At 38.1% G+C, this 22,014-nt stretch carries 26 protein-coding genes and 3 pseudogenes; 18 read left to right on the top strand and 11 right to left on the bottom strand.

From position 1 onward, the window contains the following. The first annotated feature begins 48 nt into the window (after positions 1 to 48). The 7 genes and pseudogenes from M654_RS19905 to M654_RS19875 all read left to right on the top strand — a co-directional run bounded on the left by M654_RS19905 (position 49) and on the right by M654_RS19875 (position 4,686). A complete protein-coding gene (locus M654_RS19905) occupies positions 49 to 963 on the top strand; it encodes a diacylglycerol kinase (protein ID WP_026589664.1) in 915 nt (304 codons plus the stop codon). 48 nt (positions 964 to 1,011) lie between these two features. Then, complete coding sequence (gene rlmD / locus M654_RS19900; protein ID WP_026589663.1) at positions 1,012 to 2,394, top strand: 23S rRNA (uracil(1939)-C(5))-methyltransferase RlmD; 1,383 nt, start codon at positions 1,012 to 1,014, stop codon at positions 2,392 to 2,394. A 145-nt stretch (positions 2,395 to 2,539) separates the two neighbouring features. Beyond that, positions 2,540 to 2,896 (top strand): annotated as a pseudogene (locus M654_RS19895) (MrcB family domain-containing protein); the annotation flags it as partial. Between the two features lies 1 nt (position 2,897). After that, positions 2,898 to 3,254, top strand: a pseudogene (locus M654_RS19890) (RusA family crossover junction endodeoxyribonuclease); the annotation flags it as partial. Further along, positions 3,224 to 3,901, top strand: coding sequence for a hypothetical protein (locus M654_RS19885; RefSeq protein WP_026589661.1), 678 nt, complete (start codon positions 3,224 to 3,226; stop codon positions 3,899 to 3,901). The pseudogene M654_RS19890 and the gene M654_RS19885, both read left to right, overlap by 31 nt. Before the next feature lie 242 nt (positions 3,902 to 4,143). Continuing rightward, positions 4,144 to 4,410 (top strand): DUF3850 domain-containing protein, encoded by a 267-nt coding sequence (locus tag M654_RS19880; RefSeq protein WP_026589660.1) that lies wholly within the window; start codon positions 4,144 to 4,146, stop codon positions 4,408 to 4,410. Between the two features lie 72 nt (positions 4,411 to 4,482). Then, complete coding sequence (locus M654_RS19875; RefSeq protein WP_026589659.1) at positions 4,483 to 4,686, top strand: XtrA/YqaO family protein; 204 nt, start codon at positions 4,483 to 4,485, stop codon at positions 4,684 to 4,686. 163 nt (positions 4,687 to 4,849) lie between these two features. Here M654_RS19875 and M654_RS19870 read toward each other — a convergent pair whose 3' ends face one another. Together M654_RS19870 and M654_RS19865 are read right to left on the bottom strand one after the other, a co-directional pair. After that, on the bottom strand, positions 4,850 to 5,119 hold the full coding sequence (locus tag M654_RS19870; protein WP_026589658.1) for a hypothetical protein: 270 nt from the start codon (positions 5,117 to 5,119) through the stop codon (positions 4,850 to 4,852). A 25-nt stretch (positions 5,120 to 5,144) separates the two neighbouring features. Further along, on the bottom strand, positions 5,145 to 5,945 hold the full coding sequence (locus tag M654_RS19865) for a hypothetical protein (protein ID WP_026589657.1): 801 nt from the start codon (positions 5,943 to 5,945) through the stop codon (positions 5,145 to 5,147). Between the two features lie 242 nt (positions 5,946 to 6,187). On the opposite strand from M654_RS19865, the gene M654_RS19860 reads away from it, so the two are divergent. Beyond that, positions 6,188 to 6,571 (top strand): ArpU family phage packaging/lysis transcriptional regulator, encoded by a 384-nt coding sequence (locus M654_RS19860; protein ID WP_026589656.1) that lies wholly within the window; start codon positions 6,188 to 6,190, stop codon positions 6,569 to 6,571. 95 nt (positions 6,572 to 6,666) lie between these two features. Here the strand turns inward: M654_RS19860 and M654_RS19855 are convergent, their stop codons facing one another. Next, positions 6,667 to 6,870, bottom strand: coding sequence for a hypothetical protein (locus M654_RS19855; RefSeq protein ID WP_026589655.1), 204 nt, complete (start codon positions 6,868 to 6,870; stop codon positions 6,667 to 6,669). Next, a complete protein-coding gene (locus M654_RS19850) occupies positions 6,867 to 7,973 on the bottom strand; it encodes a Rap family tetratricopeptide repeat protein (protein ID WP_142246030.1) in 1,107 nt (368 codons plus the stop codon). Before M654_RS19850 ends, M654_RS19855 begins: the two co-directional genes overlap by 4 nt. A gap of 278 nt (positions 7,974 to 8,251) precedes the next feature. Here M654_RS19850 and M654_RS23990 point away from each other — a divergent pair, with 278 nt between their 5' ends. The 3 genes from M654_RS23990 (at position 8,252) to M654_RS19835 (ending at position 11,414) form a co-directional block, all read left to right on the top strand. Beyond that, positions 8,252 to 10,342, top strand: coding sequence for a ribonuclease YeeF family protein (locus M654_RS23990; RefSeq protein WP_051290486.1), 2,091 nt, complete (start codon positions 8,252 to 8,254; stop codon positions 10,340 to 10,342). A 5-nt stretch (positions 10,343 to 10,347) separates the two neighbouring features. Next, on the top strand, positions 10,348 to 10,767 hold the full coding sequence (locus M654_RS19840; RefSeq protein ID WP_142246029.1) for a hypothetical protein: 420 nt from the start codon (positions 10,348 to 10,350) through the stop codon (positions 10,765 to 10,767). A gap of 263 nt (positions 10,768 to 11,030) precedes the next feature. After that, entirely contained in the window at positions 11,031 to 11,414 is a 384-nt protein-coding gene (locus tag M654_RS19835) for an ArpU family phage packaging/lysis transcriptional regulator (protein WP_026589652.1), read from the top strand. Between the two features lie 42 nt (positions 11,415 to 11,456). Here the strand turns inward: M654_RS19835 and M654_RS19830 are convergent, their stop codons facing one another. From M654_RS19830 to M654_RS19825, 3 genes are read right to left on the bottom strand one after another with little or no spacing between them, the layout of a single operon-like run. Continuing rightward, positions 11,457 to 11,615, bottom strand: coding sequence for a hypothetical protein (locus M654_RS19830; protein ID WP_163170571.1), 159 nt, complete (start codon positions 11,613 to 11,615; stop codon positions 11,457 to 11,459). A 26-nt stretch (positions 11,616 to 11,641) separates the two neighbouring features. After that, positions 11,642 to 11,767 carry a hypothetical protein gene (locus M654_RS24160; protein ID WP_256860156.1) on the bottom strand — a complete coding sequence of 42 codons (126 nt, stop codon included), beginning with the start codon at positions 11,765 to 11,767 and terminating at the stop codon, positions 11,642 to 11,644. Continuing rightward, positions 11,764 to 12,870 carry a Rap family tetratricopeptide repeat protein gene (locus M654_RS19825; protein WP_026589651.1) on the bottom strand — a complete coding sequence of 369 codons (1,107 nt, stop codon included), beginning with the start codon at positions 12,868 to 12,870 and terminating at the stop codon, positions 11,764 to 11,766. The genes M654_RS24160 and M654_RS19825 overlap by 4 nt, the downstream gene beginning before the upstream one ends. Positions 12,871 to 13,146: 276 nt before the next feature. Here M654_RS19825 and M654_RS19820 point away from each other — a divergent pair, with 276 nt between their 5' ends. The 5 genes from M654_RS19820 to M654_RS24220 all read left to right on the top strand — a co-directional run bounded on the left by M654_RS19820 (position 13,147) and on the right by M654_RS24220 (position 17,321). Further along, on the top strand, positions 13,147 to 14,988 hold the full coding sequence (locus tag M654_RS19820) for a T7SS effector LXG polymorphic toxin (RefSeq protein WP_026589649.1): 1,842 nt from the start codon (positions 13,147 to 13,149) through the stop codon (positions 14,986 to 14,988). Positions 14,989 to 15,006: 18 nt separating this feature from the next. Further along, positions 15,007 to 15,459, top strand: coding sequence for an SMI1/KNR4 family protein (locus M654_RS19815; RefSeq protein WP_026589648.1), 453 nt, complete (start codon positions 15,007 to 15,009; stop codon positions 15,457 to 15,459). A 579-nt stretch (positions 15,460 to 16,038) separates the two neighbouring features. Beyond that, positions 16,039 to 16,200: a hypothetical protein gene (locus M654_RS23665; protein ID WP_026589646.1), complete on the top strand. Its 162-nt coding sequence runs from the start codon at positions 16,039 to 16,041 to the stop codon at positions 16,198 to 16,200. An 86-nt stretch (positions 16,201 to 16,286) separates the two neighbouring features. Continuing rightward, positions 16,287 to 16,778, top strand: coding sequence for a hypothetical protein (locus M654_RS19810; protein ID WP_026589645.1), 492 nt, complete (start codon positions 16,287 to 16,289; stop codon positions 16,776 to 16,778). 339 nt (positions 16,779 to 17,117) lie between these two features. Next, positions 17,118 to 17,321, top strand: a complete 204-nt coding sequence (locus M654_RS24220; RefSeq protein WP_035428784.1) for a hypothetical protein — start codon at positions 17,118 to 17,120, stop codon at positions 17,319 to 17,321. Between the two features lie 217 nt (positions 17,322 to 17,538). Here the strand turns inward: M654_RS24220 and M654_RS19800 are convergent, their stop codons facing one another. Further along, entirely contained in the window at positions 17,539 to 18,225 is a 687-nt protein-coding gene (locus M654_RS19800) for a hypothetical protein (RefSeq protein WP_051290481.1), read from the bottom strand. 124 nt (positions 18,226 to 18,349) lie between these two features. Between M654_RS19800 and M654_RS23980 the strand changes: the two are divergent. Both M654_RS23980 and M654_RS19790 read left to right on the top strand, forming a co-directional pair. Beyond that, a pseudogene (locus M654_RS23980) lies at positions 18,350 to 18,997 on the top strand (HNH endonuclease); the annotation flags it as partial. Positions 18,998 to 19,426: 429 nt separating this feature from the next. Beyond that, positions 19,427 to 20,341: a DUF5655 domain-containing protein gene (locus M654_RS19790; RefSeq protein WP_026589644.1), complete on the top strand. Its 915-nt coding sequence runs from the start codon at positions 19,427 to 19,429 to the stop codon at positions 20,339 to 20,341. Positions 20,342 to 20,873: 532 nt separating this feature from the next. On the opposite strand, the gene M654_RS19785 is transcribed toward M654_RS19790, so the two are convergent. The 3 genes from M654_RS19785 to M654_RS19775 all read right to left on the bottom strand — a co-directional run bounded on the left by M654_RS19785 (position 20,874) and on the right by M654_RS19775 (position 21,747). Continuing rightward, complete coding sequence (locus tag M654_RS19785; RefSeq protein ID WP_026589643.1) at positions 20,874 to 21,077, bottom strand: hypothetical protein; 204 nt, start codon at positions 21,075 to 21,077, stop codon at positions 20,874 to 20,876. After that, a complete protein-coding gene (locus M654_RS24445; protein ID WP_026589642.1) occupies positions 21,067 to 21,348 on the bottom strand; it encodes a sigma factor-like helix-turn-helix DNA-binding protein in 282 nt (93 codons plus the stop codon). The genes M654_RS19785 and M654_RS24445 overlap by 11 nt, the downstream gene beginning before the upstream one ends. Positions 21,349 to 21,462: 114 nt before the next feature. Then, the gene (locus tag M654_RS19775; RefSeq protein ID WP_152521013.1) at positions 21,463 to 21,747 is read right to left on the bottom strand and encodes a hypothetical protein; all 285 of its coding nucleotides are present in this window, start codon (positions 21,745 to 21,747) and stop codon (positions 21,463 to 21,465) included. Positions 21,748 to 22,014: the final 267 nt, after the last annotated feature.

Here is a 22,014-nt window from a genome sequence, read left to right as displayed (position 1 = left end):
GTTGTTGGTAAAGAAATGATACGGATACTCTAATAGGATGATGAAAACATGAAACGTGCACGAATCATATACAATCCGACTTCGGGACGGGAGCTGTTTAAAAGGAACCTTCCCCAAGTCCTGCAAAAATTCGAACAAGCCGGATATGAGACATCATGCCATGCGACAACAGGTGAAGGAGATGCCGTTCAGGCGGCAAAAATCGCTGCCGAACGGCAATTTGATTTAATTGTCGCCGCAGGCGGAGACGGAACCTTAAATGAAGTCATCAACGGCTTGGCGCCTTTGGAACACCGCCCCATGCTCGGAGTCATTCCCGTCGGTACGACAAATGACTTCGCCAGAGCGCTCGGCATCCCGAGGGAGGATATTTTAAAGGCTGTTGACACAATACTAGAGGGAGAAGCCCGGCCGATTGATATCGGCCGCGTCAACGGCCAATACTTCATCAATATCGCCGGAGGCGGACGCCTGACCGAACTGACATATGACGTTCCAAGCAAATTGAAGACGATGCTCGGCAACCTCGCTTATTATTTGAAAGGCATGGAAATGCTGCTGCCTTCATTAAGGCCGACCGAGGTCGAAATCGAATATGACGGCAAGCTCTTTCAAGGCGAAGTGATGCTGTTTTTGGTGATGCTGACGAACTCCGTCGGCGGCTTTGAAAAGCTCGCCCCAGACTCCAGCTTGAATGACGGCATGTTTGATCTGATTATTTTAAAACGAACAAACCTCGCCGAGTTTATCAGGCTTGTCACGCTTGCGCTCAGAGGCGAACACATTCGCGACGAGCATATCATTTACACAAAAGCGAACCGCGTCAAAGTCACGCTCAAGGATAAAATGCTTTTGAATCTTGACGGCGAATACGGCGGCGAACTGCCGGGCGAATTTGAAAACCTCTACCGCCACATTGAAGTCGTCATGTCAAAAGAAAAAGCGAGAAAATTGGATGATTAAACTTGGTCGCATGCTTTGGCCAAGTTTTTCTTTTAGCAGGTGAAAAATATGAAACAAAAAGCCCCCGTGCAAAAAAATGAATATTATGATGTTGTATTTGAAGATTTGACACATGAAGGCGCCGGAGTCACCAAAGTCGACGGTTTCCCGATTTTCGTGCCGAACGCGCTGCCTGACGAAAAGGCGCAGATCAAAGTGACCCGGGTCAAAAAAGGCTTCGCCTTCGGCCGCTTGATCGACCTGAAGGAAGAAAGCCGCTTCCGCACGGATGCCCCGTGCCCGATCTACAAACAGTGCGGCGGCTGCCAGCTGCAGCACATCAATTACGAAGGCCAGCTTCTCTACAAGCAGAAGCAAGTCAAAGACGTGCTGGAGCGAATCGGCAAGCTTGATGTAAGCCGGATCACCGTCCACCCGACCCTCGGCATGGAAGACCCGTGGAACTACCGAAACAAAGCCCAGGTCCCTGTTGGCGAAAGAGAAGGCGGTCTGATCGCAGGCTTCTACCAGCAGCGCAGTCATGAAATCATCGATATGAACGAATGCCTGATCCAGCAGTCGGAAAACGACCGCGTCGTTCAAGCGCTTAAAGAGATCTGCGGCAAATACGGCATCAAAGCGTACAACGAAGAACGCCACAAAGGCTGGCTCAGACACATCATGGTCAGATACGGCGCCGTAACAGGCGAAATGATGGTCGTCTTCATTACAAGGACAAACGACTTCCCGCACAAAGCGAAGATTGTCGAGGAGATCACCGCGGCATTCCCGCACGTCAAATCGATCGTCCAAAACATCAACCCGAAAAAAACAAATGTCATCTTCGGCGACGAAACGCACGTCATCTGGGGAGAAGAATACATTTACGACACCATCGGCGGCATCAAATTCGCCATCTCCGCCAGATCGTTCTACCAAGTCAACCCCGAGCAAACGAAAGTGCTCTACGACAAAGCGCTTGAATACGCCGAATTGAACGGCGAAGAAACCGTCATTGACGCGTACTGCGGCATTGGCACGATCTCGCTCTTTTTGGCGAAGCAGGCGAAAAAAGTGTACGGCGTTGAGATTGTGCCGGAAGCGATTGAGGATGCGAAACGGAATGCTGAGCTGAATGGCATTGAGAACGCTGAGTTTGAAGTTGGCGAAGCTGAGGTCGTGATTCCGAAGTGGTATGAAGAAGGAATTAAGGCTGATACGCTTGTGGTTGACCCACCGCGCAAAGGGTGCGATGAGGCTTTGCTGCAGACGATTATTGAAATGAAGCCGAAGCGTGTAGTGTATGTATCGTGCAACCCGGGAACCTTGGCGCGCGATTTGCGTGTGCTGGAGGATAGCGGGTATGTGACGCTTGAGGTGCAGCCTGTTGATATGTTTCCGCATACAAGTCATGTGGAGTGTGTGGCTGTACTCGTCAAAAAAGATAAATAAAAGCTTGAAAAAATAAGCCTCTCCAACCCAGGAGAGGCTTATAATATTATATGAAGGTTCCATTTCTTGCATAAAGTCCTACTGAATAAAGAGGTGTATCAAAATAGAACATAAAATCTCAAATCAACTAACGATTAGTGAACAAATGAAGCGCGTTTTATCAGCATATCAACAAGCAAAAAATGAGGAATTTAAGGGACACCCTTTGTCACACCTTATTTGTCATGAAATAAAGGACACTCTTTTTAAAGTTGTTGACTTAGATCCTAATATATATCATGTAGGAGGTTCTGTTGGAAAAGGCCGTTGGGCTGAGATTCCTTGGGTTTCAATTTTTATAAAGAATTTAACGACTTCGGCGACAAGGGGCTACTATATTGTTTACTTATTTAGTGCAGATGGCAGCGGTGTTTACGTTAGTTTGTATCAGGGATGGACATATTTCAAGGAGAAGTATGGTACAAAGATAGGTAGGGCCAAAATCCAAAAAACAGCTTCTATTAGATTTCAAGCAGTATGTGAAATTGGCCGCTTCTGATCATCGCCCTCCTAATCTATTCAAAGGGCCGTTGGAGTTAGAAGTAAAGGTTTATAAATCGACTCTTAAGAGTTTTAGCAAGAAAAAGGCCGCTGCAGCTGAAAGAGGAGAGCTCCGGCCCAGCAAAAAACCGGACGTTGATAACTATATCAAGGGTATCAAGGACGGTCTTAACAAAGTGTTATGGCAAGATGACTGCCAAATTGTAGATTTGCATGTCAGTAAATTTTATAGCGAGAAACCAAGAATTGAAATTAAAGTCACCCCACTATCCCAGGAGGAGGAACAATTATGTCTTTCATTGATTTCAAAGCAATCGTAAAAAAGGTGAATATGAAACCGAAGGGCTTAACGGAAATTACCTTGGAGGTCAATAGTGCGGATTTAGACGGAAAGATTCAACACTTCTCTGAAATGATTGATCAAAAAGTGGAATCCCAACTGGAATCAACACTGGTCAATTATAACGTTGAAATCAATCCTAACACGAACCAACCTACAACCAGCTATAAGGTTGATCAGCATGGAGTGGTATCAGAAGTTGAGCCGCAGCCCGAACAACTTGAGGCTGAGCTTGGACTGCCTAAAGAAAACATTCCAACCAAAAAAGAAAAACGACAGATCGAACGTGCCATTATAGAGGAGTTTATCACCAGCGGAATGGCGCCCAATTTCGAGGAGTTTCCGAGCGACTTCCCTAATTTCGTGAAGCGCAAAATTGAAGGTGAATCCTATAGCAAATTAGCGTATGAGCTTGAAATATCTTCGGGCAAAATTGTTGATCTAATGGATCAATATTTCGCGAAAGTTGCGCCGCTTGCAGATACATGGTGGGACTGGAAGCAAGACCAGGACGCAGAAGCGGAGCCACTGTTCAAGCAAGAAAACGATGCGCCGGCTGAAGAAGACGCGTCAGCTGAAAATGACAGCCAGGATGACCAGGAAGATGAGGAACACGGTGCTGCATGATCAATCGCTGCATAGAGGAGGGACAAGCCGCCTCCTCTATGATCTTAAACATCAGTAGCCTACCGGCTTTGAAAGGTGGAAAGTAAAATGCTGAAGAAAATCAAACGGATTCTCACATACAAGCATTTTTTCTGTTTTAAATGTAAATCGATTACGTCGGTAAAAAGGGGGTATTGGTATAACTTAGCCACGGAAGAATATAATGGACCTTTTTGTCCGAAATGCGGAAGGAGTTTTAAAAAATGAGTGTGACGCATCATCTTAAAATTTCGCCCCCATATTTTAAAGCTGTTGAAGATGGACGAAAGAACTTTGAAATTAGAAAAAATGACAGGGGATTTCGAGAAGGAAACAGCTTGTGTCTGCATGAGTGGGAAGACGATGTTTTTACTGGGCAATCGGTGGATGTTTTGATCACGTACGTCACAGATTATATGCAGAAATCAGGTTATGTCGTTCTTGGAACCAAGAAAAAAGCAGAGAGCGACATCATTGAAATTAACCAATAAAAAAACCGAAGCGAATTGCCCCGGCACGTATTTTAAATCCCAACAAATTTATTATACAGGGGGGCGTCCTGCTTGGCTAGAGGAAAAGAAGTAGACGTTAATTCAGATTTAACTTTTACAGAGCAAGTCGAAAAAGGAAAAGTGACTCTCCTTGTGCTCGATGGACATAGCGGCAAGGTCAAAAAATATCAAGCTGTGGAACATGGTTCTACTGTTATCGAAACAACAAAAGGTAAGATTTTCAGGGTTAGATTTGATGATTACGAACTTTTTTAAATTAGAGAGTGTAAGGTTAAGAGAGAGGATGGCATGCATCACTGTTAGAATAAGATCGGAGGGCTCTTTGCATCAACAAGAAAAGAGTGTGCTTTATGGTCCGGCTGTTTTGATATTCCCACAATATATAAAAACACTCTATAAGTGGGTTTTTATATTAAGATCATTCTTCATCTTCATAGAAACCAAACAATTTCTCTTCTTCATATTCATATTTCCGACCAAGATTATTGGTGTCCCTTTCATGTTGCAAGAGGATCTTATAATGCTTCTTACCACTAGAAGAAACACTTTCAGTAACATTTAAGACTGTAACTTTATCATTTTCATATGTTTTAGCGTACGCCCTAATTTCTTCAATTGTTTCTTTTAATTCAGTATCATCTCCATTAAAAGAATCCAAATTAACTTCGGTTGTGTATTTTTCAATCATATGGTTCTCCCTAATCGATTGTATTTTAATTTTTAAATGATAAAGGAAATTGAGTATTCTTGCTACTATCTGCTGTATTAATAATAACACGATGATGTGTTGTTGGAGTATCTTTTGTGCTTATATTTTTATTAAATTGTTTTTTATAAAAAGTTCGCCAAGGACCACCTTTATCACGATGTGACCAAGCTTGGTCAGGTTGGGACATTGTTAGTTTTCTTAATTTAGCGACGTCTACGTTTTTTCCATACTGTGTTCTATTGCTAGTTGACTTTCGACTTGGATCATACTTATGTCTCTTATAAGCGTGTTCACTAATAAAGTCTTTTTTTATTGTTCCCCCATTCTTTTTATAAGGAACTTCTTTTGTAATTTTTGGCTTTTTAGGCTTTGGTTTCGGCTTAGGCTTAGGCTTTGGTAATCTAAATCTCGCCACACTTACAATTTCTTCTTGGTTCTTCACAGCAGTTTCGATAGATGAATTTTTTTCATCAGAATCTTTTAGGTATATCTCCGTCAATTTGTTGTTACGGACAATCAGTTCTAGTTTTAAAATAGAAGTCGTACCATCAGTGTTTGTGTAGAAATAATTCACCTGGTTTGATGAATTAGAAGCAAAAGCACTTGTATTAAAGAATTCTAGTATTTCTGCTTCCGTTAAAAGTTTATTCCCGTATCTGTCAACAATTTTGTCTAAACCTTTAATACTTGATTTCTGTACAGCTGTTGTTGTTGCTTCCTTTGCTTGTGTTACTTGACCCTCATTCATAAAAAATAAAGAAACAAGCAGACAAAGACTTAGTAATGTCAAAACAATTTTTTTCATTGATTTTCTCCTTATATTGTTAAAGTTACCTATATATTATAACTTGTATTATAAGAAAAAAAAGGGTTTTTATCATTATTTTTCATCTAAATGAAATTATTTGAGAGAAATAACAATTAAGTCTATAGTAGAATAGATGGATTCAGGAATTTATATTGGTCCAAGACGGAGAGCCTGCGGACACCAAATCGACGTTTATAGCGTTTATTTGGTGTCTGTTTTGTTTTTAGGGGGGATTTAGCGTGTCAGCTACACAATTGACTTTTTTGCCGCCTATAGATGAAAAAGAAGTCAGAAATATGATTATAAGGGAGCTGAAAAGATATAAGGCTTTGAAGGTTCAGCTTGAAAACTGGAAAGAGCGGGAAGCGGCCGGAATGACAGACCTTTTTCCGCAGCTAAGGGATCAACACTCTTTAAATGAATTGAAAGTATGTCAGATGGACAGGGCGCTTTTACAAAGTCTTGATGATGATGAATTGAAGATCATAAAGGCCAAGTATCTTTCTTCAAAGAAAATCAAGGATATTGAGATTTATATGGAAATGGGGCTGAAAAAGGACAAATATTATCAGATCAAACGGCAGGCCATTTATAATTTGGCGACAGCTCTCGGGATTATCTGAGGGCTGTTAAGAACAAAAAAGCAGACTCTCTTGAGTCCGCCTTATCAAAGTGTTCTTTTTTCTGGTTTTAAAGCTAAATCTAATCGCGTTATAATTTAACCAAAGAACGCATTTTCAGCAACTTTAAACTGAGAAGCATCGATTACTTGGTCACTGGACTTTAAAGCAAACTCTGCGTTGCCTTGAACTTTAAAAATTGCTGTGTTTGATGTCGATTTTTCTGTTTGTTCCGGAGTAATCGAAATAATACATAATCCGAGGACTGCCACAGATAGAACTGATTTAAAAAGTCTTTTCATTTTAATTCCTCCGTTACTTTAAAGATTTGATTTCTAGCGAAATGCGCTTTCTCAAAAAACTCAGATGCTTTTTTGATATCCCCTGATTTTTTGTAATGGAAAGCAGCATCCAGCATTAATTCAGCAACGTCGAACCATAACTTCTTACCCTTTAAGTATTCCAAACTTTTTTCAATTTTTCCAGAGTCTCCAATATCATATAAAGCATATATAAAATTAAATTTTGCAATGTATTCTTCCTCATTTATTTTAAGTGCCTCTGAGTAACCTTCCTGATACCTTCTTCTGGCCTCGTCCTTTAAACCTGATTTATAAAGTACCAATGATAATTCAAATTTTGCTTTTATCGCTAAGTTTCGTTTTTGACACTCTTCAATATCAAGGGCTTTTTTGAAGCATTCTGCTGATTCAGATAACATGTTTCTCAGAGCGTAGTTCAATCCTAAATTAAAAAGTGCCAAACTTTCAGCATAAGGAAAGCCACCTTTCCTTGATTTATCTAGAGCATGTTTATAGTGAATTTCAGACTCTTCTAAGCGAAATAAATCCATTTTATTTGCGGCTATTACCATTTCAGCATTAATAGCTTTTTCTATGTAGTTACCATTCCCCTTAAAAGAGTCCAGAGCTTTTTGAGCATGGCTTAGTGAAAAAAAGTACTGTTTAATTCTATAATATGCAATTGCAACACGGTAGTGAAATTCAGCATTCTCAATTTCATCTGGGATCTCTTTCAGTTTGTTTTCGGCTATTTGATATAGGTTAATAGCTTTTATGTAATTCTTATTGTGAAATTCATACTGGCCTGAGAAGAAATAAAAATAGTATTGAATCATGGCGTCTGTTTTTTCGATACCTTCTTTTTGCTCCTCAAGCTGTTTGAAAATTTCCTTTGAAGTCTTCAAATTCTCTAACATAATTCCATGCCGAAAATCTAAGAGGTTGAAATACAAAAGCAAATCCTGGTCTTCTTCCATGTTTGGTAATGCATGTTCGATCTCATCTTTCATGGCTATGGCTTGATCAACTTTCTGTTGTCTAATCATGCCGTACCATTGGTTCATCATTTTTGCAACCTGTTCAGACGCTATTTTAACTCCCAATGATTCAGTCATCCTTCCATTTATTATTTTAAAATATTCAAAAAATTAAAGGTGTTCATTTCCTTTTTCTGCATATGATTCATTTTACATAAAGGATCATTTTTTGACAATGATTTTCCTTTTTTGGAATCTGAATAAAATTATGTCAAACGTGTCGGGGGTTAAGACCTACTCAATAAGATTCATTTTCATGGATTGGCAGGATTTATTCACCAATTCTTTTCCGTATAGTGGTAAACTCTATACTGATTGTAACTTTAGTATTAGAGGAGAATGCCATGAAAACTCTGGATGTTCAGTCGTTACGCGATGGAATAGATGACACGTTGGAACAATTAAAAAAACAATCAGATGAAATCGCCGAAGTCAAAAAAAGCGTCGACAGTATTACATATCTTGATGATGCCTTAAAAGGAAAAGGCGGAGACGCCATTCGCGCCTTTTACGAAGAATGCCACACCCCGTTTCTGCGATTTTATGAAACTTTTATTGAAGAAAACCAATCGGCATTGAAAAATATCAAAAACGCGCTGGATTCCCTGGAACCGAATCACAACGGATATATTTCACAAGCCTTTCTTGAGCACGAACTGGAACAAGGCTTGAACGCGGCCGATCGAACAACGAAACATTTGGTGTCCAAAGCCAACGCCACGATCGAGAAAGTCAGCCATATTGCCGATTTACCTAAATTGGATGACAGCGATTTTCATGAACAGAATCAAAAAGCGAAAAAGGAAATCAGCAGCACTCTCGAAAAACTCCATGCTTTTGACAGGGAGCAGACCAACGCTCTTAAAACCGCTGAAAACGACCTTGAGACCATGCAAAGATACATCACTAGGCTAGAAAAGATGTACACAGGCCCTAAAATTGAAATCACCGGCTATCAAAAAGGTTCGATTTTAAAGCCGGATGAGATGGATTCCTTGAGCGGGAGTCAAGAGACAGCGATGGAAATCATGCTGGATAAGCTTGATAAAAGATCAGAAATTGAAAAAGAAATTAGCGAAGTTAGCGAACATGATGTTAAACTTTATAAGTTGAGAAAAAAGCTCGCAAAGACATCCGATCCAGAGGAATTTATTAAGATCGCTAAAGAAATCGGTTATGATAATCTCACACCTGAACAAATGGAACTTATGAAAGCCGTTGGGTTCTGGGATAATCCTCTTCAAGCGACCGTAAATAAGCTAAAAACACAGCTTGACGATGCTTATGAAGATTTATTAACAGGACTAGATGATGCAGAGAAGACAGTCGGAGAATTTTTAGCCCCTGTAGATGAGGTAGGCAAAACATATTTAGGTCCTATATATGACCACATTAAAGGTCAAGAAATGGCAAAATATCATTTTTTGAAGGAAACGGGTGAAGGGCTGCTGGGAATAGGAAAATTTGGGGCAGATCTTCTTTTAGATCCACAAGAAACGATCAATTCCGTTTTTGAATTCGACTACAAAAAGGCCTTGTTTTCTACCTGGGATGAGGTGAAAGAAAGCTGGGATAAAAACTTTATACACGGGGATACATATTCACGGTCGCACTATGAAACTTACTTTACTTTAAATGTCGCCAGTTTATTCATATCTGGTGGCGGAGGTGCTGCAGCAAAAAGCGGATCTGTCGCATCCAAGGTTGGGAAAGTTGGGAAAACCGCAGGTAAAGGAATAAGCAATGCAGGAAAATCCGGACTCAAAGGAATAGAAGGCGCTGGAAAAGTTGGAAAGCTTGCAGGTGAAAAAGTCTTAAAAGACGCCAAAGAAGTTGGAGAATTTATAAAAAAAGGTTTTTCAGAGATCCCAAATCCGCTTGCTCGGGATCTTCTGTTAGCCAGTGATATTCCCATTAATGTGCTTCAATTACAAAAGTCTGGACATGATTTGATTCAGCAGATCAAGAAGTCTTTTGATCATTCTACAGGCGCAAAAGACATTGGAATAACATCTGGTGAGCACAACTTCAATAAAACTCCAAACAAACATTCACATGAGCTAACTAAAAAGGTTGAGCCAAAAGATAATGGAGCTCCGTCTATTCCGAAAGATGCTAATAAAGAAGTTCTAGAGACGATTAATAAATATAAGGAACTCTATAAAGCAGAAGAGAATATAGACTGTTCAGAGATTGCTGATGATCTGTTTGAAGCTGCTGATGGGAATGGTAAGATATTTGAGATTAAACCTAAGCAAGGATTGTTAAAGGTAGAAGAGTACGGAGAGTTAAAGGTGTTTGGATATCATACAGTTTACTCTGATGGTAAATATATTTACGATCCTAGACTAAGTGAGTTCCCTATTCTAGAGGGAGATTATTTTGATTTAATAAAAAAAGGAAACCCTAATGGAATAACAATTAGAGAGGAGTAAAATATATGTACTCAACTTCTATGGAACTGGTTAATTATTTTAATGAGAATTTTCCAATTAAACAAATACGTGGTGGTATGTATAATGAGGTGGATAAATACAGTAGAATTCCTACATTGATTTTTAGGTTCACCGAGGATGTAGACCCGAAAATTTATGACGAATTAAAAAAGTGTGTCGAATCATTTGAAGGAAATTTACAGTGGACTGTTTTTCAAGGTTTTTACGGAAAGAAAGTAAAAAATTATATGATGTCTCCCAAAAAAATATTTGAGATGAAAAAACAGCTTTTTGAACAAAATAAAATACTCTCTGAAAAAGAATATTTTTCAGAAGAAGAATATAAATATCTTTGTGAAAAAGGTATTGAAGACATTCCAGCTTTAACGGATCATATAAAAACAAGATTTCAATTTGAAAGTTAAAGAAGAGGATTGGGACCATGAAGAATAATTGAATATATCAAGCACTTGATCTCTGGTTGAGTGCTTTTTTTCATGTTCAATTTCCGAGAAAAATCCGACAAAAAGGGGGATAAAATGGGGGGACTTTTTCTATTCCACTTTGTCATACGATAGATACAAGAAAAACGAACGTGAATATCGAGTCCAAGACGGAGAGCCTGCGGACACTAAACCAACGCTTTATGCGTTTGTTTGGTGTCTTTTTTATTTTAGGAGGGGTGAATTTGTTAGCAAAACAATTGTCTTTTTTACCGGCTATTGATGAAAAGGAAGTCAGAAATACGATTATTAGGGAGCTCAAAAAATATAAGGCCTTGAAGGTTCAGATTGAAAACCGGAAAGAACGGAAAGCAGCCGGGATGAATAACCTTTTCCCGCAGCTCAGGGACCAGCACTCTTTAAATGAATTGAAAGTTTGTCAGATGGACAGGGCACTCAAACAAAGCCTTGATGATGATGAATTAAAGATCATAAAGGCCAAGTATCTTTCTTCAAAGAAAATCAAGGATATTGAGATTTATATGGAGATGGGGCTGAAAAAGGACAAATATTATCAGATCAAACGGCAGGCCATTTATAATTTGGCGACAGCTCTCGGGATTATCTGAGGGCTGTTAAGAACAAAAAAGCAGACTCTTGTGAGTCTGCCCCTATCCAAGTGCACCATTTTCAGTAATTTTAAATTGAGCTGCACCGAAAATTGCACTTTCACTAGGTTTAAATTCAAAATCAGCTTTTTTCTCAGGTAAATTCAATACTCCGATAGTGACAATACCTGTTACAACGAATGTTAAAAGTATCTTTTTCACAGCGAGTTTTCCTCCTTCACTGTTTTTTAACCGAAAGCACCATTCTCAGCAACTTTAAATGTTGTTGCCTGTTCGCTTGGTGTATGGACAGCTCCTAAATAAATAAAGCTTGTCAATGATACTGCAGCTAGGATGAACATGATTTTTTTCATCTGTCAATCCCCTCCGTTAATCGTTGGATTTGGTCTTTAGCATTCAGTGCTTCCTCAAAATACTTCGCCGCAAGTCTAGGGTGTTCCTTCTTTTTGAAGTGTATCCCTGCGTTTTGTGACAAATCCGAAACATCGCTCCAAAGGCTATTTTCTTTTAGTACGTTGAATCCTTTTTCTAATAATGTCTCGTCTAATTCTAAATATAAAAATTTTATGATATTAAGCTTGGCTTCGTATGTCGTTTCACCAGCTTTAGCAGCTTCAAAGATTGCTTTTTTGTACCACTCCTCTGCCTCTTCAACAAGACCTTTTTTGCAAAGTACCCTTGTTAACATATACATACTTCGGACAGAGTAAACGGATCTTTGATGCTCTGGAATGTCCAATGCTGATTCAAATGATTGTCTTGCCTCATCCAATTTCTCCTGTCTCTCATAACAAATACCGAGATTGAAATATCCTAGAGCTTCAGCGGACTTTTCATTTGCTTGAGCAGCTTCTTGAATTGCTTTTTTGAAAATGTCTTCAGCTTCATTATATTGAAATAAATCCATTTTGTTACAGGCGATAACCATTTGACATGTTGCCGTTCTATTGGAATACATGCCGTCTGCTTGAAAGCTCTCTAATGCTTTTTCAGCATGATTTAATGAAAAATAGTTTTGGCGAATTTCATAATAAGCAATAGCCACTTGATAATTGAACTCAGCTCTTTCTATTTCATCAGGGATTTTATGTAGACGGCTCTCCGCGATTCGATAAAAATTAATGGCTTTTGTAAATCTCTTTTGATAAAACTCATACAACCCAGAGAAGAAATAGAAATAGTACTGAATCATATCATCAGTGCAGGATTCTAAATGTTTTGATTTGATGTCATCTAATAGATTTCCAGATTCATTATAATCCTCTGTCATAAGTTTAAAACGTGAGTCTATGAGATTGAAATACAGCAATACATTTTGATTTTCTTTCATGTTTGGCAGTATACTTTGAATTTCATCTTTCATCTTAGTAGCATTTTGAATATTGTTTTGTCTAATAGAGCTATACCAATCATTAAGCATCTTCCCGACTTTCTCGAATGCAATTTTAGCTTCCAATGCCCCCAACATCCTTTCGTGTAGTCTTTAAAATATTCAAAAAATTAAGGTCATTCATTTCCTTTTTTTGCATATCTTTTATTTTACAAAAAGGATCTTTTTTTGACAACGATTTTCCTTTTTTGGAATTCGAAAAAAGTCTGTCAAGTTTGTTGGGTTTTTTGTCATGATCAAAATGATTCATTTTCATGGATGAAAAGGATTTATTTACCAATTATTTTCCGTATAGTGGTAAACTCTATACTGATTGTAACTTTAGTATTAGAGGAGAATGCCATGAAAACTCTGGATGTTCAGTCGTTACGCGATGGAATAGATGACACGTTGGAACAATTAAAAAAACAATCAGATGAAATCGCCGAAGTCAAAAAAAGCGTCGACGGTATTACATATCTTGATGATGCCTTAAAAGGAAAAGGCGGAGACGCCATTCGCGCCTTTTACGAAGAATGCCACACCCCGTTTCTGCGATTTTATGAAACTTTTATTGAAGAATACCAATCGGCATTGAAAAATATCAAAAACGCGCTGGATTCTTTTGAAGCAAATCACAACGGATATATTTCACAAGCCTTTCTCGAAAACGAACTGGAACAAGGCTTGAACGCGGCCGATCGAACAACGAAACATTTGGTATCCAAAGCCAACGCCACGATCTCAAAAGTCAGCCATATCGCCGATTTACCTCAGTTGGATGACAGCGATTTTCATGAACAGAATCAAAAAGCGAAAAAGGAAATCAACAGCACTCTCGAAAAACTCCATGCTTTTGACAGAGAGCAAACAAACGCCCTGAAAACTGCTGAACAAGATCTTGAAACGATGCAAAAATACATTACACGGCTCGAGAAAATGTATACCGGGCCTAAAATTGAAATCACCGGTTATGAAAAAGGCTCGATTTTAAAACCTGATGAGATGGATGCATTGCAGCCTAACGAAGAGACTCCGATGGAGATGATGCTCGGAAAATTAGATAAAACCAGAATGGAAACAGAAATTCGCAAAGCAGAAAAACAGGCTGACGCAATAGAAAAGCTAAAGAATGTCGCTACAGCAGAGACAGAATTAGATGATCCTGCTAAGTATTTTCAGGATATCTATTTGAAAAGTGAAACTCCATTTGGACCGGATCTGAAGCCAGGGGAAGACGACAAGGAATTTCATCAGACGGCTATTGATATTTATAGTGGTTCGGGTGGTGCTATTTATGATCTTGCGAAAGATTTTTACGAGGGCGGAAAACAGATTGGATGGAATCTCGGATGGACAATCGACCATTTACATAAAGACCCGAAAGTTGTTTTAGACACCGTTCTTGGGTACGATTATAAAGGCGCTCTTTTGAGTATGGTAGACACGTTGGCGGAAAAATGGGATGAGAAAGTAGTACATGGAGATGCGTATTCAAGGGCGCATTACTTTACTTATTTGATCGGAAGCCTTGCCGGCTTGCGGGGCAAATCTTCTGCTTCAACGGGCTCGAAAGATGTTGCGAAAGCTGGGAAAACCGCGGTTGGCAAGGTGAAGGAAGCCGGTAAGTCTGTAAAACAGTCTGTTAAGCTTCCTGCCAATAATCGATATACTCCTGCATTGGAAGGGATTCTTCAGGATGCAAGGAATTCTATTAATGTGAAGAATACGCCATTACTGAAGGAGTTGCTCGAGGATAAAAAGAAAAGTGTGCTTGTGCAAGCTGCTCCATACACATTTAAAGATTCTTCAGGCGTAACAAAAACAATTAGTTTAAAAATGGGACATCTCAAAAACAAAAAACATCCTATCACTGGTGTTCCATATGATAAAAATGGATTTCCAATCTTTAAACATGTTGGAGAAGTAGAAATTGATAAGAAATTTTACAAATCCTCTGATGCTGTTCAATTTAGACAGGCAACACTACTATTAAAAGAAAAGTTAGAGAAAAACCCCGAATTAAAAAAGGCCTTTACCGATAGGCAATTGCAACAAATATCAAAAGGAAAAAAACCTGAAGGATATACTTGGCACCATCATCAAAAAGATGGAATTATGCAACTTGTTGATTCTGATATACATGGTAAAACGGGTCACACTGGCGGTCGAAATATTTGGGGCGGAGGTTCCCAAAATAGATAGTTATAAGGAGGAGTTAAAATGGTAGAATGGGACTTTGCAGAATCTCCTGTAAATGAGGAGCAAATTCAACAGGTTGAATCTAAATTGGGAATTAAATTTCCAAAAGATTATAAAGAGTGTGTTATGAAAAATGGAGGAGGCACACCTACTCCTGAAGTTTTCGATGCTGGTGAAAGAAAAGAGGCAGTCTTTGGTTATTTATATAGTTTTCATGAAGATAGCGACTCTTTTATTATTAATGCCTATAATCGATATAGAGATGGAAGAATGGTAGATAGGTTAATTCCTATTGCTGATGATGCATTTGGTAATGAGATTTGCTTTGATTATAGAGCTTCTGAAACAAACCCGACTGTGGTTTTTTGGGATCACGAAGAAGCATTTGAGAATCCAGAAGCAGCGGTAACCTATGTCTGTGATAATTTCACTGAATTAATTAACAGTCTAAGAGAGTATGAAGAAGAGGAATAAAGAGAAGTTTTTTTATGATGAACTTAAATTTTTGGACCATTTTTGCGTTGATATAGCCTTCTGTGGATAGTAGAAATTATTAAGCACTTAACTTTGGTTGAGTGCTTTTTTTATGTTTCAAATCCGAGAAAAATCCGACAAAAAGGGGGATAAAATGGGGGGACTTTTTCTATTCCACTTTTCATACGATAGAGACAAGAAAAACGAACGTGAATATCGAGTCCAAGACGGAGAGCCTGCGGACACTGATCTTTTGCACATGGATGTTGTGCAGCTGATTGGTGGCCGCTTTTTTATTGGCCAGAATGGGAGACGCACCTTTCCCTTATCAAGGGTGAACTCGGATGTATCGAATGATGATGAAGGTCGTCAGCTTCACAGGAGGAGCGGCTGGAGTCTATGCAGGATTGCGCGCGATAGTCACGGGAAACGCAAGCGGTGAGATCCCGTTTGCACAGGAAGTCATTTTCACATGGCTCCCTATAATCTTTGCGTCCTCCTGGAGATTAGCCGGAGCCATTTTTAATTCAAAAAAGCGAATAGCGCAAGGTGGTGTTTATTCGGTAAAGAGAATGAAACATGAAGATGAGAGATGCTTTATCAGCTGACATGAAGCAGCAGCTTAAAAAAGTATTAAGCTCTTCAACGAAGGAAGATGAACATTTAACGAGACGGGATTGGGAAGAGATCATGGGAGTCAGGAAAGACACTTACAAACGACTAGGCGGGCGCATTCGCTGAAAACAATAGTAAGAAAGCTTTTCTCGGTAACGAATGCACCTAAATATTAGAAAAACACTTCCGATATATACAGAGGGGTGATTTTTATGAGTGATAGTATTGAAAAAATTGAGTATGGTAAAATCATAAACATAGAAATATATTTGCAACGATTTCAAGAGAACCTTCATAAAAAAAGCTTAGCTGATCAGATTGCATTTAAAGATGAAATCAAAAAGCATCATGATAAAAAGGAAATTCAAATGTTCTTGGGCAGGCTGGAAGATCAGATTGAAAATAAAAAAGCTTTAAATCACTTTACTACTGCTTTTTTCGCAATTCTATCTTTTGTTTTGGGAAGCACAATGAATTATGGTCTTAAACTTGTGACTGATGCAGATGCAGATGCTGCTCCTACAATTATCCTTTTGGTTTTTTATTCTGCCGTATTAATTTGGTTTGGGGTATCGGGTTGGGAATCAAGGTGCCTTAAAAAGCTGAGTCTTTATAAAAGGCTATTACAAGAGTGTTTAGATGAATTACCGGAAAAAAGACATTCTAGAAGAATACAAAAAAGTACCAGACACCTTACTAAATAAGGTGTTTTTTTATTGGAGGCGATACATCAGGTTATTAGAACTATACCAATAGAAAAGATTAACCCTGCCTCATATAATCCGCGCATTGATCTGCAGCCAGGTATCTGGAATACGAAGCACTGAAACAATCTATGAAACGATTTGGAGCAGTCGAACCATTAGTCTGATGAAAGGACTGGCAACCTTGTAGGGCGGCCACCAACGCTTTAAAGTCCTCATGGAAGAAGAACCAAAGACTCTCCTCGACTCAGTTGTAAATCTGGATGAGGCTGAGGAAAAAGCGCTCAACCTGGCTTTAAGATCGGCGGCGACTGGGATGATTACAAATTTGAACAGGTTTTGGAAGACCTGAAGCACAATAATTTTGATCTATCCCTTACAGGCTTTTCAGAAAGTGAAATAGATGAAATCTTGGGAGAGCTGGCTGAGCATGAAGGCAACGGAGGAAAAATCAATGACAGCCAGGAATTAGATTTGGATGATTATGAAGATTATCATTTTCAACATACCTGCCCAAAATGCGGATTTTCATTTAATGAATAGGTGATTACATAGATCTTATCGAAGTTTCATACAAGCCTTCAACCGTCATACGAAATTCACTCCTTTCTTTTATAAAAATTCTTTTCGGAGTGTTTGACTCCTTGAATTCGTTAAATTCTTCACAAATTTTTTGTTTTTTCATTTGCGTAAAAGCAGGATTGATTGTTTTAAACAAATTAAAAACACTCTCCCTTTAGTAATAGGGGAGTGTTTGTTGTTAATATTGAATTGATGTTAATACACCGTCTTCAAAGTAGAGATATTTGTTTCCTTTGTAGACCCATTGCTCGCGTTTACCATTACTTGTGACAGTTGTGTTAATATCAATTGGTCGACCCCATCCTTCAGTTAACACTTCTTCAGTAGTCATACCAATTGAAACCTCTTTCGGATTGGCTGTTCGATCATTCATAGCGTCAAGCTTTTCGTTCTTTTCTTCTTTTCTTTCTTTTTCATCAAGAATTTCCTGTTCTTTTTTCGCGGATTTCAACCTTTTGTCGTTCATCTCTTTGAATTGTTCTATTTTTAAATCATTATGATTTTCCACATAAACAACTTTATCTAACATGGCACTCATATAAGAATAGTCATCGTAAGTACCTGAATGTGTTTCTTTTAATTCTTTTTCCTTTTTATAAACAGATGCAATAAAATAATAATCTTTTTCAAAGACGTTCCTTAAATCGCTTGTTTCTTTAATGACTTTATCGTATTCACCATCTTTTATAAGCCGAATAAAACGTTTATCTTTATCAGTCAGCTTATGCGTTTTAATTTTCTTCTCTTTTTGATTCGATGTTGTCTTAGTTTGATGAACTGCTTTTTCTTCCTCTGGCTGTTTATTTGGGTTTGAACAAGCGGTTAATACCGTAACTACAAACATTAATGTCAATAACCTTTTCATTTTTCCCTCCATTAAATATCCTTTTATAATTATCGACAAAAATTCTTCAATACTTTAGACGTTTTGTGTGTTTTCTGGAAACCAGATTCATAATTATTTAAAGGTTATTACCCCTATTTATAGACATGTATGTGGTCGTTTTTATGATGTTAGCAATTTTCCGAGTTCAGAAGACATCATAAGCGATTTACAAGCTTTATTAGTTACATACAAAGAAATAGAAGGTCTTATCGGATATCGATCAATAGAACAGTTTAATGATTTTATTCTATTGCAGGAAGATGGCCAATTTTTAGAAGACCGGAATAACGAAGAGCAATATCAATTAGCAGCCCAAACATTTATCATATCTGAGAATGCGAGTGTGGGATATGAAGTCAATCAAAAGAGAGAACGTCCACAACCTATCATTAATCAAGGTGGTCAAAAGCAATGGACAAGAAATGCAAGTCTTGCCTCAAAAGCTATGATGCTTTCAAACTATACATGTGAAATTGACCATTCCCACAAAACTTTTATCTCTAAATCTACCAACATGCCTTATGTTGAGTGTCATCATCTTATCCCTATCGCCAAGCAAGAGTAGTTCAAATATGACTTAGATCAACTGGCAAACTTGGTCAGCCTATGCCCACACTGTCATCGTCTTATTCATTATGGTCAAGATGAGGAGAAGCAAAGACTGTTGAAAAAATTGTATGATCAGCGGAAGGATCACTTGAAAAAGATAGGAGTTGAAATTACTTTTTCTTATCTTAAAGGAATGTATTGATATCTACTAGATAAAAAATGTTAATATGATTAGCTTAAGGAATGGTCATATCCAAGTTGACTCTTACCAGACAAGCAAAAAGCGGGTAGCCGATATAATGAAATTAGGCTAGGGTCATCTCCACATGGATCAATGAGCATTTCTACAACATCCGAAATGCTTATCATGAAGCAAAAAGTCTCATTGGCGCCATACCCCTTTTAAAATGCAAGTCGGCGCCATCAAGCGTGCGTTATCACCTGATGTTAAACGTTTATCGATGGAGGAAGGGTTCATACCTTTCAAGGCGGATAAAGAAAGGCCTTCATCATGTCGACGGTGTATATGAATTGTTTATCAGACAGCGAGAATAAACTGAGCGGATTGTTAAAGAGGATGCTTGTAGAAAATGACGTCGTTTATTCCTAATGAAAGTAAGGGAGCCTAGACATGTATCTATTTCAATTACATCATCAAGATCTGAAAGAAATCCGGGAAAAACCGTTTAAGAAAGAAAAAGACATACAACAGCTTTGTGAAAAGAATTTAAAGCAATTGTTGGGCCTTAAATTCATCGCGTCTGAGTTTCGAGTTGCCGGCTTTGATACGCTGGCATTTGATGATCAGACGCAATCGTTTGTCATTATTGAATATAAAAATAAGAAGCACTCAAGCGTGATTGACCAAGGCTATGCTTATTTGTCCATCATGCTTAATAACAAAGCAGACTTCATTCTTGAATATAATGAAAATCAAGGAAGGCATTTGAAAAGGAATAGCATTGATTGGTTACAATCAAGGATTATCTTTATTTCGCCTGAGTTTACTACACACCAAAAGGAATCCATTAATTTTAGAGATTTACTAATGGAATTGTGGGAAATTAAAAGGTATGAAAATGACCTGATACAAATGAATCCTATCAGACCAAATAGGACATCGGGTTCGATAAACACAATTTCGAATCAAAGTGAAGCGATTGAACAAGTGAGCAGGGAAATCAAAGTATTTACTGAAGAAGATCATCTAATCCGCAAGCCTGATGAGGTGATTGACCTATACCATCAGTTCAAAGAAGACATTTTAAATGTAGGTGACAACATATCAGTCAAAGCGACAAAGCTGTATATCGCATTTACTGTTAATAAGCGTAACATGGTAGATGTTCTTCTCTTAAAAAGGGGTTTGAAAATTTGGATCAACACCAAAAAGGGCGAGCTGGATGATCCGGCGGGTTTAATGAGAGATGTTTCTGAGACCGGCCACTGGGGAAACGGCGATTATGAAGTGCAAATCAGCGATGAAGAGCATGTTGAATATATCATCGGTTTGATTAAACAAGTTTATGAGAAAAATAAAGTTTAAGAGCCTTTTCACATATAAAAAAGGCTCTTTTCTGTTTTGAAAACAGAAAATTAAGTAGCGGGCAGGATAATAAAGTACGAAATCGAATTCATAAATTTAACGATCCTCTCAAATCAAAATCCACCCATTCACCAACCAGGAGGCCGCCCTCATGAACCACTACCAGTTAGACCAATACCTGCGCAAACTCGACCCTACCGAAGAAATCTAAATCACAACCGGTGAAAATATTCCCGATTTTGACGGTAAAGAGCTGCTGGTTGAACACAACGGTCATATTCCTCGTTTACAGGAAAACTATTATTTTGAAAAAGGGGCCGATTTGTTATTAGCAAGCATCTCCTAATTGTCTGTTTTGTCTTTCTCAGAATCCTTTTTTATCCTGTGGGGAAAGTGTTGTTAATCAATAGGGGGTTTTAAAAAGAAGAGCCTAAATTGTTTTTTACACAATCTTGGCTCAAACTCACCACATTGTTTTACATTGTCATATCTCAATCGTCTAGTCGTTTGCTGGCATAAAAGAGATCTTGTTTTACTTGCATATTTTTCTAGTGTATTCAAAAAAGCTCGGTACCGCTTCATCTAACATGTTATCCAGCTTTTCTATGATTTTTAGTTTCATTTCTTGTGAAAGATCTTCTCTTTCATCTAGGACTGTCTCCTTTATGTGCTTTTTAATTTTGCCCTCCAATTGATTTAAAATGAACTCGATTTCTTCGTTTCTTTCAGGGTTCATGTATACTCCCTCCTCGGACTTCAAGGGCTTCTTTTAAATGTTTTAAGGTTTTTTTGTGCCAGTATGATATGTTCTGCTCTGTCTGTCCAAAAAACCATCCAATTACTTTATTGCTAAATCCTTTTTCATAATATAGCTGCAGAATCTTTGCTTGTTTCGGAGTAAGATGACTTACTGCCTTATTTAGTGGCTCGTTGCATATTGGGAAAATGGATTGCTCAGTAGATATAATTTGTTCTAGTGGATCAATACTTTGGTTGTTAGAGATCATGTCGCTTATTTCATTTTGGGGTTCATCTTTAAAATCGGAGAGAGGCTTATTCAGTATTAATTGATATCTGTTGTTTCTTCTTTTTACCCTTTTGTCATAATCGATTGGGTATCTTCAAATAAACCCAGATAGGTAACGAATAATGCGATTGATGCGATAAAAAGACTTAAACCTCTCATCTAAAGCGGCTAGGTTTTTATTCGTAGGATGCTTAAGGGCAACATAAAAGATCTCATTGTTGTCTGGATCTTCTAAAAATTCCTTCATCACCGGATTTTTCTTAACTTCTGATAAGCGGCTTTTTAATTGCGCCAAGTCACGATGCGCTTCATCGGCATTAATATGTTTGTTGAAATTTTGACAGAAGCAGTCATCAGAAACACTGGACTCACTTTTCATATAAAAACCCCCTTTACAATAAAAGGTGACGAGAAAGCGGTTAAAATAAAAAAAGAAATGAAAAAACAGAACTCATGTTCTTTTCTCGTGAAAGAAAATTTTTCTGTCTATATGTTCTTCACACAACTTTTTGAGTATTTCAGAGGAGATTTCACCTTTAATTAGAAAGAGAATATATTTAATATTTGACAATTCTTGTCTATACCCTTTTGACTATTGCGTTTTAGGTTTATTGAATCACATCGAATTTGACTGAATATGTATAGG

It is taken from the genome of Bacillus sp. NSP9.1, from assembly GCF_000465465.2.
GTDB lineage: Bacteria > Bacillota > Bacilli > Bacillales > Bacillaceae > Bacillus > Bacillus sonorensis_A.
The sequence above is the reverse complement of the archived record's forward strand: the minus strand, read 5'-3'. Positions and strand labels throughout refer to the sequence as shown.

Coding starts and splice junctions, on each gene's coding strand:
- M654_RS19905 (WP_026589664.1), top strand. CDS start 49: ATGAAACGTGCACGAATCATATACAATCCGACTTCGGGACGGGAGCTG.
- rlmD (WP_026589663.1), top strand. CDS start 1,012: ATGAAACAAAAAGCCCCCGTGCAAAAAAATGAATATTATGATGTTGTA.
- M654_RS19885 (WP_026589661.1), top strand. CDS start 3,224: ATGTCTTTCATTGATTTCAAAGCAATCGTAAAAAAGGTGAATATGAAA.
- M654_RS19880 (WP_026589660.1), top strand. CDS start 4,144: ATGAGTGTGACGCATCATCTTAAAATTTCGCCCCCATATTTTAAAGCT.
- M654_RS19870 (WP_026589658.1), bottom strand. CDS start 5,119: ATGATTGAAAAATACACAACCGAAGTTAATTTGGATTCTTTTAATGGA.
- M654_RS19865 (WP_026589657.1), bottom strand. CDS start 5,945: ATGAAAAAAATTGTTTTGACATTACTAAGTCTTTGTCTGCTTGTTTCT.
- M654_RS19855 (WP_026589655.1), bottom strand. CDS start 6,870: ATGAAAAGACTTTTTAAATCAGTTCTATCTGTGGCAGTCCTCGGATTA.
- M654_RS23990 (WP_051290486.1), top strand. CDS start 8,252: ATGAAAACTCTGGATGTTCAGTCGTTACGCGATGGAATAGATGACACG.
- M654_RS19840 (WP_142246029.1), top strand. CDS start 10,348: ATGTACTCAACTTCTATGGAACTGGTTAATTATTTTAATGAGAATTTT.
- M654_RS24160 (WP_256860156.1), bottom strand. CDS start 11,767: ATGAAAAAAATCATGTTCATCCTAGCTGCAGTATCATTGACAAGCTTT.
- M654_RS19820 (WP_026589649.1), top strand. CDS start 13,147: ATGAAAACTCTGGATGTTCAGTCGTTACGCGATGGAATAGATGACACG.
- M654_RS19815 (WP_026589648.1), top strand. CDS start 15,007: ATGGTAGAATGGGACTTTGCAGAATCTCCTGTAAATGAGGAGCAAATT.
- M654_RS23665 (WP_026589646.1), top strand. CDS start 16,039: ATGAAGATGAGAGATGCTTTATCAGCTGACATGAAGCAGCAGCTTAAA.
- M654_RS19810 (WP_026589645.1), top strand. CDS start 16,287: ATGAGTGATAGTATTGAAAAAATTGAGTATGGTAAAATCATAAACATA.
- M654_RS19800 (WP_051290481.1), bottom strand. CDS start 18,225: ATGAAAAGGTTATTGACATTAATGTTTGTAGTTACGGTATTAACCGCT.
- M654_RS19790 (WP_026589644.1), top strand. CDS start 19,427: ATGTATCTATTTCAATTACATCATCAAGATCTGAAAGAAATCCGGGAA.
- M654_RS19785 (WP_026589643.1), bottom strand. CDS start 21,077: ATGAACCCTGAAAGAAACGAAGAAATCGAGTTCATTTTAAATCAATTG.
- M654_RS24445 (WP_026589642.1), bottom strand. CDS start 21,348: ATGATCTCTAACAACCAAAGTATTGATCCACTAGAACAAATTATATCT.
- M654_RS19775 (WP_152521013.1), bottom strand. CDS start 21,747: ATGAAAAGTGAGTCCAGTGTTTCTGATGACTGCTTCTGTCAAAATTTC.